This is a genomic window from Pseudobacillus sp. 179-B 2D1 NHS (assembly GCF_045370945.1).
GTDB lineage: Bacteria > Bacillota > Bacilli > Bacillales > Domibacillaceae > Pseudobacillus.
Genome location: NZ_JBIQDP010000012.1, coordinates 114,342 through 128,518, shown reverse-complemented (window position 1 = coordinate 128,518; position 14,177 = coordinate 114,342). Strand labels below are relative to the sequence as shown.

The window sequence follows — 14,177 nt, the reverse complement described above, 5'->3', positions numbered from 1 at the left end:
TTAGATCAAAACATTTCATGGTGAAAGGAATTTATTATGGAACTTGATAACATTGATTTTAAGATCCTTCGGTTACTATCTGAAAATTCACGTATTCAATGGAAAGACTTAGGTAATCAAATTCATATGACGGGACAAGCAGTAGGGAATCGTATAAAAAAACTTGAGGAAAGTGGTGTGATTAAAGCTTACTCTCTACTAGTCGATGAAATGAAATTAGGACTTACTTATACAGCGTTTGTCATTATTTATATGAAAACAGCAGATCATGATTCGTTTATACGTTTTATCTATGGTCGAAATGAGGTAATTGAAGCTCATCGAGTATCGGGAGAAGGATGTTACCATTTAAAAATAAAAGTTACATCCCAAGACCAATTAAATCTTTTTCTTAATGAACTATTGGAATATGGGAATTACAGTATCCATTTATCCATCCAAGAGATTAAACAACAGAACCCGTTGACTGCCACATAATAAAAAGCGGTTATTCCTTTTCTATAAGATCAAAAACAGCAAAAAGGTATAATTCCTCGAATATTGAGGTATTATACCTTTTTAAGTACATGACTTTAAAACCTTATTTATCAAAATAAGTAACCAAGTTTTATTCCTCGCTATTTAACATTTACTTTAGAAGTTCAGTTTAAAACTTTTGCGGGTTCTTCTTCTACTAAAGGAACAGTGCAGTTAAGGTTTTAATCCCGCTATAACAAAGGGTAAATAGAAGGAAATTAGTCTTCTTCCTACCATCAAAAATAGCCCTTTAAGATATATAGTCTTTGATATAAGTTTTGAAATAAAAAATTCTCAAATTCTAAGGGCTTTCCACCATAATTTTGCCTCTCCTAGAACCACAGTTTTCGTCAGTAAGGCTTTTTCCTTTGTAGGAGTGGATTGTAATTCTATGATGTGAGAAATAGTTACTATAAAAGATAATGAACAGTAGACAAGAGGAAAAGATTTATCATGAAAAGTTATTGTGCATGAACAACTCTCAATGACTTTTAAACTCGTTTCGTTCTCTCTAACCGTAGTTTTATTACTCATTCGAAATTCTAAAGAACCATTCCTTTAAACTACAAAGAGAAAGAGATATAATATTTTACATTACACTGATTAGGGAGTTTAACAGAATGAAGGTTATCATTGCAGAAAAGCCATCCGTAGCTAAAAATATTGCTGATGCTTTAAAAATAAGAACGAAAAAAGAAGGTTATTTTGAAGGCAATGGCTATATCATCACCTGGGCTTTTGGGCATTTATTACAGCTGTACGATGCGAAAGATTATGATGAGAAATTGAAAAAGTGGAGTATGGAAAACTTTCCATTTATCCCGTCGCATTTCCGGTACAAGGTAAAAAGCGATCCGCGCAACAGGGAGAAAGAAGACCTTGGAGCAAAGAAACAGCTAAAGATTATCTATTCTTTGATTAAACGAAATGACGTGGAGACTATAGTGTCTGCTTGTGACGCAGGAATATCTATATAAAAACGTATGCACTTAATTAATTTAATTATCCTTTTTGTTGGAGCACATGTATATCTTAGTTATTTTGATTGTGTACATAACTAGTTTATTGTACATAACTAGTTCCATTGGCCAGCTATTATGTGCATTTTTATTAAATTTAAATTGTCTTGATTTTTTAAATTTAAGAGGGTAATTACTTAACTTGAACTACTAGCAAGAGAAATTAATAATACCTTCAAATATACGAGAAGAAACACGTCGAAAAATCAGCATCTTCCTGTGTATGCAGATGCTTTTTTTAGAATTGAAGAATTGGGTTTAGAAATACGTTCAAGCAGGGAAAAGCCACGCTTTATAAAAGGTGATTGGAATCCAAAGGTTAAGCAAGATATTTTATACAGACTCTCTGAAATTTGTATTAATGAATTAGAAAGCATTAACTGGATCGATAGAGGAATTCCGAGCGATTTATACAATGAAATAAAGCCGAAAATTGGAATCAATTCAGATTGGAACGATGGAAAGACTATTCACGATCGGAAAATGAGAATATATAATGCAATTCATTATACAAGCTATATTAAGAATTTTTTTATAGGACATAAATTTAATGAAATAGTTAGGAATTTTACCCCTTATGACGCCCGCAATATTCAAATGTTGGCTAGAAGATTGATACTAGGAAAGCTAAATCTCTGGAAAGAGTTTAATAAAGATTAACACTTCATTCTTCGATTTCTACGATATAAAAATCAAAGAGTCTTAATTACATAAGGTTTTTGAGTAGTAGCCGAAATTTTATTATTTATGGAGTTTAGATTAAGGAAAGAGATAATAATAAGGTAGAGTTAAGATATAAATCAGCTTACATAGGAGAAGGTGTCTGATGCATTGTGATAACTTATTTTCAAAGTGTTATTAGAACGAAAAAGGTCATTTGTAAAGGAGAAAAATAAATGAAGCAGCATATATTCTACGATAAGTTAGAAATGATAAGAGAGTTAGGCTATATATTTGAACAGAGAGACAATCTTGGTAAATATCAAAGTGAGGAACTTATAAGAAACGAAAAAGCTAGTGCAACTTGGGGATTTGAATTTTTTTTACTACGACTACTCCAACAAAATCCGCTTTCTGAAAATCCAAGATCGATTAACAGATTAGAGGAATTATGGAATGAATTTAAAAGAGAGGCACAACCATCTTTTACACTAGAAGATTTAAAGAGAAGTGGGTGGATTCGAGAAGTTTTTAATACGTATCATTTGCCGTTTGAAATATTCCGAATTGTAGATGAACCTACTAATCCAGGTAGCCCAACTGCTTTCCTCAAGTTATTATATGAGCAACCATACAACAACGAAAGAATGCTCTTGATTCCTCACGAAAAATTCCAGCAGATTTATGATATGCATCAAAAAATTTATCCAAATACACCGAATATTCAACAGGTGAAGAGCGAACTAGAACTAGTTGAAGAAAAGAATGATTTGATTTTTGATATATGGCAGTTTCGATTTGATGGAGTAATAGATTGGATTTTGTCAAAACTATGGGGAGAGAAGAGTTATGGTCCTCACGACAAGCTTGAAAGAATGAAATGGTGGTTATCATATAAAAAACAAATAGGATTTTGTGACTTACAGCTACTGCATGAAACTGATAAAGCTTCTTTTTATGATGCCGTAAAAACACTAGTTTTTGAAGAAAGTAGTCTTTGGTCATTGGAGCAGGAAATTATTCAACTATCAGTTTTAATGCAAGCTAGATGGAAAGGGGAGTTTTCTTTAGAGCACGATAACATAGAATTTAAGACTCAAGATGGCATCCTTGACTATTTAGATTTCTTCTCTAGGGGAGAGTATAGTCATGCTGAGAGTGTACTTTATATTTTTGAGGAATTGTTGCACGCAGGAATTAAATATGCTGAGTATGAAGATAAAGTCGATTTTTTTAAAAAGGCCTTAGACAGTCCTTTCTTGACAAGATGTTTGGTAAGAGAGAAAACCTTTATTCCGATTTTGTTATCGAATTTATCTACACTGAAAATTGGTATTTATAGTTATATGCATCTTGAACAACAGAATGTAACAGATAAATGTTTAGAGTTAGTATTACAAACCCTTAAGGAATCTGATTATAGAGAGGCCGCCCAGCAGATAGTCGAAATTTTACTATATTTAAAACGTGGTGTATTAACAGAGCGTAACAACAGAAAATATGAACGTTTCTTAGTAGAATTTTATAGCATGCTACATAATGATAAGGATTTCTTTGAAAGAGTGTATCCATTGCTAATGGCAGAATTAAAGTCAATATATGATTTGCAGCAGTACACTATAGAAAGTCCTTTATTTTGGATTTCGCTCGATATCTTTAAGGAAAAAGAAAATGATGAAGATATAGCAAAATTTATTGCAAAGGCGTATATAAATACATTTGATGAAGAGAAAGAGCGTGCCTTTTTCTCACCGTTTTTGGAGAATGAAATTAGGAAATATCATTGGGGCAATTTATTGGCACTGTTATCAACTGTTCGAAAAAATCAAATATTTATGCCGTTTGAAATAGAAAAAAATATTAGAGAAAAACGAATGAAATATACTGTATTAACAAGGTATCAACTCCAATTTTTATCTTTTTTGAGTGTAGATGTCGAGGAGGATCTTTTAAAAAATAGGATAGATGCATACTTAGTAGAGTTGCTAGAAATATTATCTCATCACGAAGAAATCAATCTATTTGAAGATCATGTGGGGATTTATAAATACTACCAAGAGTTTACCAACAATTTATTTGAAAACATATGGAAAGCAATCAACACTTTTGAGGTTGCGCAAAAAGAAGCATATTTAGATTCATTAAAAAATACCTCCGCCAGTTTTGAATACTTAGCAACGGGTGTAAAAATAGTTACGCCATTTACAGAGCGAGAAAAGTTAATTCAGTATATTTCTAGAATAGATGCCGATAGAAAGCTAGATGATTTCTATTTTACGGATGATATCCAAAGAAATGTAGAGCAATTGCTGCAATCACAGGTTCCTGAAATAGCAATGAAAGCAACACCTCTAATTGATTACTGCTTAAATAGAGGTTTGGAAAAAAAGCAGTATGACTTATTACAGTGGGCATTTAGTACATTACTAAGAATGTATTATCTTACAAATCAGTATGAGAAAATTCTGAATGGGGAGATGCCAGACGTATCAAAAAAAGAGGAACTGACTGCATCAAAAAACTTTTATATCGGCTTAGTATATTTGAAATCTGACAATGTAGAAGAAGTGAAGGCAGCTAGTAGGATTTTTAGAGGATTCGTCAAACAAAATAATTTTAATGTGGGGTATAAAATTAATCTTCTTAATGCGCTTATCCGAGAATTTGAGCTTGGTGGTGAACAAGATGTATTAAGAGATGAAATTCTAACGATGGCGAACATTTTAGAACAAGAAGTTTCAGATACTGAAAGCGATGAATATCAGTTGTATATGGAAAACATTTTATATTTTCACAAGATGGCTAAGGACTTTGAAGCATTTATAAAACAATATTATTCGCTGGAAGAACAATCAAAAAACAGACATGCTATCGGGATATTTGCAGTTCAAGTGTATATAGAGATCGGTAATTATACGGAAGCGACCAAAATCTTAGATCAATTAATAGTTTTATATGGCGAAAGTACTTTATTAAATCAACTAGAGCTGGATATAGAAAGTAAATCTAATACCATCCACAAATTACCCGATACTGATATAAATGCCCCACTCTCATGGGGAAGGCTAGCAGACGCTTTAAAAATATTTAAAGGGGCATCTACTAATGAAAAAGCAAAGATATATTTTTCAGATGAAGTAGCAACTAAACATGATTTAATTGTTAATGAGGTATTTCGTGCAATAGAAGTCATGAATGGTTTAGCACCTATTTTAAATTATTACGAAGAAGAGAAATTAAAACAAGGTAAAGAAGATGACTATAATAATCTTTTCAGTGAGATTTTAAATCAAAGTTTTAAGTTCTATGGGTGGACCTGTAGCACACAAAGCAGAGGAGGATATTCCCATAAAGTATTAGGGGAAAGGGATATAATCATTTGTAGCAGTGGTGGAGAGATAATTGGTATCATTGAAGCGATGCGATTAGCAACCTTAGACCGGGGCAATATTATGAAGCATTTTAAAAAGACATTTTCTTATGATGCGGAAGGTGCACGGTTTTACTTTTTAATTATTTGGGGATTTTCCAATCAACCAGCTGAATTATTTGATTCATATTGTAAGCAAATCAGACTTTGGGAAGATGAAGAATTGGCGATCATTAGAGAATCTATACCACAGGAGGAGTTTAAATTTGTACAAGGAAATTATCCGCCATTAGCTATTTGTACTCATCATCAGACCCCTTTTAAGCAGGATATTACCATGACCCATATATATGTAGATGTGAAACAAAGTAGTATAAGACCGGACAACTCGGATTTGAGTCAATAATTTGGACAACAAGTTTTCAAATCAACAGTTTTTAATAAGGGTAGGTGAATGATGAAGCTTAAGAATGAAGGGAGAACGTATGAGAAAAGAACTTATTAAATTGGAATATAATATTAACGGCATTGGTATTATAACACCTATTATATACCCTTTTGCAGCCACTCTGTATAGCAATAACAGATTAAATGTGGAAAGGAAGCTCAAAGAAACTAATCAATTAGGTGCTATAAGGTTTATTCATAATGGAGCACACTATACACGCCATGAATATGTTTTGTTACAAATTATGTTGATTAATTTTATAAAGAATAATAGTAAACTGGGTCTGGGTTCGAAATTTAATTTTTTAACATTAAATATTAACGAGGAGTTAAAATGTAAGGATAAAATTACAGGAGCTGAAATATTAGAATTAATAGTACTTTTTGCAAATATGGGTCATTTTAAGGATACATTTTCGAGCAATAAAATTTGGTTTCATTATGTTTATACAAATAAGTCAAATGCTAGAAGTGGTTTTAAAAAGGGATTAAAAAATGAAGGGAAGAAATTGCTAGATAGAGTAATAGAGGGTGCTAACTTTCAAAAAATTCAATGGATCAATACATTATATATTTTATCAAGATCGAGCAGCTTAGATGATTATAGATTAATTTGTGAAAGGATTGTAGATAAAGTATTATCTAATGAAAATAATAAGTGGTTAGATATTTATTCTAAGATAAGAAAAGTATCCTACGTAGTCCTAGATAGTCATTTTTCACACATACCTATTTCAATTAGTCTACAAAATGTTTTATTTAACGAAAATCTTTTTATTGATGAATTAAATAAAAATAACTCTGGCTTAATAGGAGTTTTTGAAAGAATTAATGATTTATTAGAGGATACATTATATTTAGAGAATAACGCATTATTAATGGGGACTTTTCGAAGCATGGATATCTATGATAAGGTGGAAAGATTCATTGATAAGAATAAGGATTTAAAAGATATTTCTAAAATTAATAAATTAATTTTAGAACAAGATAAATCTCCTTTTTATGAGGAGTATAAAATATCCGAGAGAGAAATTCCTTGGAATAAAGAAAAAAATCTTAGCCTCACCTTTCGTGTTAGACAAAGAGAGGGATTTCCAATAGATGTTTTTCAAAAAGAATTAGATACTATAAAAAAATTAGGTAGTGAATGTTATGTGGGGTTTAATTTCTCACCTAATTTCGCTAAATATAGAACAGTTTATGCATTAGAAAAAAACTTAAAAAATTACAAAAAACTAGATAAATGTCTTCAAGTAATTTCTATAGCGATTGATGATTATTTAAGTTATAAAGAGTTTGCATATGAAGAGGTTAATAATGGACCTTTAAAAGAAGTTATAATGAAAAAAATTATCACATACTTGTTTAGGAATTTGTTAAAAGAAGATTATTTCTGTGAGTACGAATATTCCACTTCTTTAAGTCCTTTTATCATAGATAGAGGAAGTAAAAAATTAATAAATAAACTAAACATTTATATAGAAGATTATAGAAAGAAATTTCCTAATGATAAAGACGGTATACATGAGTTACGCGCTATTAAGAATAGTTTGGAGAAAATGAACTATAAAGGTTTAGTGATAATTTATGTGGGATCTCTAAAATTTATTAATAAGGATAAGAAATCGGTATGTGAATTAGACGGATTAATTTTCACACCAAAAAACAAAGATTCATTTTTAAGGGTAGTAGAAGCGAAAAATTTAGGTTCAAAAAAACAAAGAAATACTGTTGCTTCACGACAATTGGAAGAAAAATTTATCCCTTTATTACCTGAATATATGATAGATAGAAAAGAAATAGAGAACCTTGAAGGTTATGGAGCGATGGTGAAGTTAAAAAAATAAATTTTATTTAATAAGATTTATTTAGATTGGATTTTAATCAAACTTATTCATAAAAACTAAATTGATGACCTTTCAAAAGATGCTCGTTTTGATTAATCTTTATTCAAAACAAGCTCTTTTTATATTAGTAAAATCAGTGGTTATGCAATATCCATATCAATCAAATGTTAAAAAAGGTGTTGCCTTATTAGGACTATAAGAGTTAAAGTATTAAGGAAACCAATTCGGTTCTACAGGTTTCTAGGAGGGGATTTAAATCAAAGATCGGATTGTAATTGCTTTTATTGAAGAAATAAAAAACGAGGGCTTGAGATTTCCTTTAATTAATTTGGCAAGGCGGCTGGGAGTCAGTAAAAAAACGTTGTATAAATATTTTGATTCAAAAGCTGACATGCTGAATGCAGTGATTGATTACACATTTGCAAATATGGATGAAAAGGCCAATACCATAATAAAAAATGAGGAACTATCAATTATTGAAAAAATTAAAGGTGTAATGGCAGTCTTGCCTGACCATTATGAGTTCATTGATGTTAATATTTTGGAACAAATGAAGCGCTATTACCCTGAACAATGGATTAAAATGGACACATTGTTGAAAAGCGACTGGGAACTGCTTCGAGATTTAATCGAGCAAGCGATTGAAGAGAATGCCGTTATTAATGCAAACATTTCCTTAGTAATGAAAGTCGTAATTGACTCCCTCAATACTACGCTTGATCAAAATTTTTTCTTTGAACATCGAATGACTGTTAACGAAGCTCTTTCGGAAATAGCCAATATTTTAATATATGGATTAGCTACTAGAGAATAAAAGATGAGACTCTTTTATTCTTAATTTGCCCCTTCGGAAACCCTTAGTAACCATTTGGTTTCGGCAGTATATTTTTATGGAGGTATGAATATGTCAAACCCATTTGAAAATTTTATCCCTGACTTTTGCACGTCAGGCACTTTTATGAGGTTACCCAATGAAAGAGAAAATTCCAAGTTAGCCATTTTGGGAATGCCTTTTGATACGGCTGCTTCTTACCGGGCAGGTGCGAGGTTTGGCCCGCAAGCCATTCGGCAGGCATCTTTAACTTTATCTCCGGAACATGCCCTGCTGAATGTTTCCCCTTTTGAAGATACAAAGGCAATTGATATCGGGGATTTGCCTGTGGTTCCCCAAAATATTCACAAAAGCTATGAGGTTATGGAAAATGCGATGTTGGAGCTTATGAAAAAGAATATCATCCCTATTGGATTGGGCGGAGACCACTCCATTACATTAGCAAGTCTTCGTGCAGCAGCCAAAGTATATGGACCTGTAGCTTTGCTTCATTTTGACTCCCACACAGATACTTGGGATACATATATGGATGAAAAATACTGGCATGGTTCTCCTTTTATACGCGCACATGAAGAAGGGCTCGTACAGCCGGACAAAGTGGTGCAAATCGGCATGCGCGGCTGGGACGTTGATTCAAGTCTGGAGTTGGGGTATAACGTTGTTACCCAAGATGAGCTATTCAGTCGTGGAATTGATGATGTTGTAGAGCAAGTCAAAAAAACAATAGGTGACTCACCTTGTTTTTTAACCTTTGATATCGATTTTGTTGATCCAGCTTATGCACCAGGTACCGGCACACCCGAGGTTGGTGGCTTTAGCAGTCATGAAACACTAAAAATGGTCCGGTCCCTTACAGATATGAACTTCATTGGATATGACCTAGTTGAGGTGCTGCCTTCATTTGATCCGGTTCAAACGACTTCTCTTTTGGCAGCAACAATCGTGCATAATTTTGGCAGCCTTGCAGCAATTAAATTAAACAAAGAAACTGGAATGGCGGGAAAAACGGCGGAATGTTAATTGATGCCCGAATACCGCAAAATGTGGACCTAATTAAATATCAAAAAATCTTTTTTAATAGAGTAAAACCTTAAAAAATTTAACATCAGATGAACAACAAACTAGTAAGGTTGGGGAAATAGATACGTATATTACCGCATTTTTGTAAAGATCTGTTGGCAGTGGCAACCTAACTAGTAATAGATCTATAGCCAATTGTTAGTAGGCGTTTGGATTCGATGCAATCAGCAATTGTTTCTGGTAACGTCTAAAAGTGGGGGATGTCTTTGGTGGTACTAATCGTGTTGTGTTTGAAACGAAAAAGCTTGAAAAAAGCTGGTTGGCATGTGTGTTGAAAGTTCAACACCGGAGGGGATGATGAAATAACGTGCATTTGGGATAAGAGGACGAGAATTTAGGTGATACGAAACCAAGTTTTATCTGATTAAGATGAAAATAAAAGCAAAAGGGACAGTCCTAAAAGTCAGGTACCTGACTTTTAGGACTGTCCTCTAAGTGATTTATTCTGAGCTCAATTGTTGGATGTTTAGTATTAAATAAATATAATGTTTATTCAGCGGCATAATGTCCGGGGATCTGCTTGCCTTTCCGCAAATGATGTCCCCAGCATTCAGTTAAAATCTTTCTGGCAGCGAATACAGAAAGAGCAGAGTCATCTAACTGTGGTGAAACTTCCACTACGTCAAAGCCGATAACAGGAAGTTCGAATAAACCATGCAATAAATCAAGAAGCTGTCGGCTGTTTAACCCGCCAAATTGGGGTGTTCCTGTGCCGGGAGCATAAGCGGGATCAAGAGAATCAATGTCTACTGTTATATAAATATTTTCAAAATGGGCCATCTTTTTCTTAATTTCTTCCAATGTTTTTGTTACACCGTCTCGGCCGATATCCATCGCTTTAATAATATTCATTTTGTTTTGTTGAATAAACTTAAGTTCTTCAGATTCCACTGAACGGATTCCTACAAAAAAAATGCTCTCTGTGTCGGGGACATTCTTTAATTCTAATGCGCGTCTTTCTGTGGAACCGTGGGAAAGCAGGTCTCCTCCCATTTCATTACATAAATCAAAATGTGCATCAATATGAATGATGCCAAAGGGTTTATCTAACGCTCGATCGATTCCTCGCATAACTGGAATCGTAGTGGAGTGATCTCCCCCTATCATGGTCAACAGTTTTCCTGCCTTTACAATAGAGTAGGCAGTTTCCTCAGCTTGTCGAAAAATTGCGTCGCGGTTTTCACCCGCCATGTCGCCGACATCGAGAATTTGTAAAGAAGAAAGATCTTCCCATCTTTCCGTAGTTGGGGGAATAGTATAGGTAATTTCACGGATTGCACGGGGGCCATCTTTTGCACCGGAACGGAAACTTACTCCTCCATCGTAAGGAATGCCAAATACAACAATATCAGCTTCTTCAATACTGCTATCAGGGCGGTTTAAGCCAGCCCAGATAGTCTTTTTTTGGATCATTTCTTGAACGGTTTTCATCATTGATTCCTCTTTTCTTAAAAGATAAATAAATTGAAATAGCGTTTAAATAGATTAGCCACTTCATTTATTTTTAATATATCAATTATTTTGATTATTTGTACAATGGTAAAAAACTATAGTAAGAATAGTTTTTTTTGATAGTAGAGTTATACATTATGAAATTAGACAAAAAAGCGGACACAAGTTATGATAAAACTAAAAATTCAGATACAATAGATCGTGTCAAAAAATGAATATAGACTGAGAGTGATTGACATTTCCGTCATTTTACTTAGGCAGACTAGAAGCATAAAGCAAAGGAGAAGGAGTATGGAGTTAAGAAATTTAAAGACTTTTCAAGTTGCAGCGAAGCTCCTGAATTTTACGAGAACTGCGGAGCATCTTAATCTTGCCCAACCTACGGTAACAGCACAAATTCAATCTCTCGAACAAGAGCTGAACCAGCCATTATTTTTTCGAGTAGGAAAAAATACCTTTTTGACCCCGGTTGGTAAGACCGTAGAAAAATATACGTATCAAGTTTTTTCATTAATAGAAGAAATGAAACAGGAAATACATAAAACCTCGGGAGAGCAGAAATCTATTACAATTGCAGCTTCCGAAATTTTTTGTACTTACTACCTCCCGCCCGTTATCTCTGAATATTTGAAAGCGTTGCCAGATATTCAGGTGAAAATACTTTCCTGCCACAGTGATGCAGTAATTAAAGGGATTGAATCCAATGAATATGATATTGGCATTATTACAGGAAAACCCAACAAGAGCGGAATAAAAGACTTTGTTTTTTTAGAAGAGGAATGGGTGCTGGTTGTCTCAAAAAATCTTTATAGCCAATATACTATGGAGCATTTATTTGAAAGTTTTCCCCTTATTAAATATAATGACAATCACTTTGGCTATCACTACAAACAGATGAAAGAATTTATTAATAAGTGCAGGTTGCCTGTTCATAGAACAATAGAAATGGGCAGCGATGAGGCTATAAAAAAAGCAGTTTTAAATCATATTGGCATTGGTTTGCTTACAAAAAATTTTGTGGCGGAAGAAATTTTAAGTGGTGAGCTTGTCCCCGTTCTATCATTAGATAGTGATTTAAAGCTAGAAAATTCGCTCATCGTTCTCGAAGAAAAGCTAAATGTTACAGCAATCAAATCATTCTGGGATATTATGCAATCGTATGGGGCAGCACAGAATTGAAGGAACAGCACTTTCTGATAACAGCAAGGTTTTAGGATGTCGTCCTAAAAGCAAAGAGTCAGATGCCACCAGCACCATATATAACATAAAGATTTGTTATACAGTGAAGCAGCTAGAGAACGTTAGAACAGTCTCCAGCTGCACATGTATTATTTTGTATAATCGTACTCAAAATTACATTCATTAAGAGGGACGATTTTAGTTTTATTTTTTAATTTAAACCCTAGATATAGCAAAATTATAATAGGGACTAAACAGTAATTCGTTACGAGATCAAACCAGGAAAATGTATCTCCCTGAAATACCCAGAGGTTTGCACCGAATATGACAATGATACTTAAAACCATAGCAAAGAGGGGCCCGAATGGGTAGAACTTTGACTTATATTTTAAATCATCAAGATTTCTTCCTTGTACAATATAGGCCTTTCTAAATCTGTAATGGCAAAGTGCTATACCAAACCATGTAATAAATCCAGATATTCCTGAAGCACTGTAAAATATAGAGTATATCTTTCCATCACCTATTAATGAACTCAAAAATGACAATCCTGCTACCGAAGCAGTTGCTACAACGGCATAAATAGGAATTCCACGTTTATCAACCTTCGTAAATATCCTCGGAGCCGATCTGCTTTTTCCCATGGCATATAGCATACGTGAAGCTGTGTAGAGGCTGGAATTTCCAGCGGAAAGCACAGCTGTAAGAATGACTGCATTCATAAGTGACGCAGCAGCAGTAAATCCAGCATTTTGGAATACAAGTGTAAATGGTGATGCTGCTATATTTTCTATTTCTCCATCTAGCAGTCTAGGATCTGTAAAGGGAACAATAAATCCTATGATGGCAATGGTAGCTACGTAGAAAATAAGTATTCTCCAAAAAACTGTATTAATAGCTTTGGGAATATTCTTTTGCGGCTCTTCTGATTCTCCCGCGGCTAGACCGACAATTTCAGTTCCTAAAAATGAAAATCCTGCTACAAGAAATACACTTAGCATCGTAAAAAATCCACCGACAAATGGAGCCTTTCCTGCTTCTTGGCCGTCAAATGTCCAGTTTTGGAAGCCTACACTATGGCCATTCAGCAATCCAGTGATCATTAGTATTCCTGTTATTATGAAAATGATGACTGTAGCAACCTTAATTCCCGAAAGCCAATATTCGGTTTCTCCGTAAAGCTTAACAGAGAAAAGGTTTAACGATAACAGTATGATAAAAAAAAATGCGGCCCATAATGTAGTAGACGTATCAGGAAACCAAAACTTAACAATGAATGCCCCAGCAATTAGCTCTGCTGCTAAGGTAATGGCCCAGCCAAACCAGTAGCTCCATCCGAAAGCGAAGCCGGCTGCTGGATCTACAAATCGATTGGCATAATCCTCAAATGAACCGGAGCTTGGAATGAGTGTCGCCATTTCTCCAAGGGAGGTCATCATGAAGTACACTAATATTCCCATAATAATGTAAGCAAGGAGTGCGCCGCCTGGACCTGCCTGGCTGACTGCGCTCCCGCTTGCAAAAAATAAACCGGTGCCTATAGAGCCTCCTATAGCAATCATTGATAAATGTCTTCCTTTAAGCTTTCGATGGAGCTGCTTTTCGTCATGAGTTGTTTCTAATCCGGCAAAACTATTGTCTCTTGTTTGCGCTTCCATAAAAATCACCCTTTCTTATTGATTAATGATTTTCAAGAATAACTGCTAAGTAAAAATAGATACAATTCCTTCCCGTTATCTGACCCTTAACTTGATAAGCTTTTTATTTTTATAAGG

9 protein-coding genes and 1 pseudogene are annotated in these 14,177 nt (G+C 34.0%); 8 read left to right on the top strand and 2 right to left on the bottom strand.

The features are described from left to right. The first annotated feature begins 36 nt into the window (after positions 1 to 36). The 7 genes and pseudogenes from ACH0BF_RS13590 to speB (ACH0BF_RS13560) all read left to right on the top strand — a co-directional run bounded on the left by ACH0BF_RS13590 (position 37) and on the right by speB (ACH0BF_RS13560) (position 9,711). Entirely contained in the window at positions 37 to 477 is a 441-nt protein-coding gene (locus ACH0BF_RS13590; protein WP_340854399.1) for an Lrp/AsnC family transcriptional regulator, read from the top strand. 659 nt (positions 478 to 1,136) lie between these two features. Then, positions 1,137 to 1,475: pseudogene (locus tag ACH0BF_RS13585) on the top strand (toprim domain-containing protein); the annotation flags it as partial. A gap of 279 nt (positions 1,476 to 1,754) precedes the next feature. Further along, the gene (locus ACH0BF_RS13580; protein ID WP_406909501.1) at positions 1,755 to 2,195 is read left to right on the top strand and encodes a hypothetical protein; all 441 of its coding nucleotides are present in this window, start codon (positions 1,755 to 1,757) and stop codon (positions 2,193 to 2,195) included. Between the two features lie 236 nt (positions 2,196 to 2,431). Further along, positions 2,432 to 5,971 (top strand): hypothetical protein, encoded by a 3,540-nt coding sequence (locus ACH0BF_RS13575; protein WP_406909500.1) that lies wholly within the window; start codon positions 2,432 to 2,434, stop codon positions 5,969 to 5,971. 79 nt (positions 5,972 to 6,050) lie between these two features. After that, a complete protein-coding gene (locus ACH0BF_RS13570; protein WP_406909499.1) occupies positions 6,051 to 7,859 on the top strand; it encodes a hypothetical protein in 1,809 nt (602 codons plus the stop codon). Between the two features lie 307 nt (positions 7,860 to 8,166). Next, positions 8,167 to 8,673, top strand: a complete 507-nt coding sequence (locus ACH0BF_RS13565) for a TetR/AcrR family transcriptional regulator (RefSeq protein ID WP_406909498.1) — start codon at positions 8,167 to 8,169, stop codon at positions 8,671 to 8,673. Positions 8,674 to 8,763: 90 nt separating this feature from the next. Next, the gene (speB, locus tag ACH0BF_RS13560) at positions 8,764 to 9,711 is read left to right on the top strand and encodes an agmatinase (protein WP_406909497.1); all 948 of its coding nucleotides are present in this window, start codon (positions 8,764 to 8,766) and stop codon (positions 9,709 to 9,711) included. A 549-nt stretch (positions 9,712 to 10,260) separates the two neighbouring features. On the opposite strand, the gene speB (ACH0BF_RS13555) is transcribed toward speB (ACH0BF_RS13560), so the two are convergent. After that, entirely contained in the window at positions 10,261 to 11,205 is a 945-nt protein-coding gene (gene speB / locus ACH0BF_RS13555; RefSeq protein WP_406909496.1) for an agmatinase, read from the bottom strand. A 309-nt stretch (positions 11,206 to 11,514) separates the two neighbouring features. On the opposite strand from speB (ACH0BF_RS13555), the gene ACH0BF_RS13550 reads away from it, so the two are divergent. Continuing rightward, positions 11,515 to 12,402, top strand: a complete 888-nt coding sequence (locus ACH0BF_RS13550; RefSeq protein WP_406909495.1) for a LysR family transcriptional regulator — start codon at positions 11,515 to 11,517, stop codon at positions 12,400 to 12,402. Positions 12,403 to 12,551: 149 nt separating this feature from the next. Here ACH0BF_RS13550 and ACH0BF_RS13545 read toward each other — a convergent pair whose 3' ends face one another. Then, positions 12,552 to 14,060 carry an amino acid permease gene (locus ACH0BF_RS13545; RefSeq protein ID WP_406909494.1) on the bottom strand — a complete coding sequence of 503 codons (1,509 nt, stop codon included), beginning with the start codon at positions 14,058 to 14,060 and terminating at the stop codon, positions 12,552 to 12,554. Between the last annotated feature and the right edge of the window lie 117 nt (positions 14,061 to 14,177).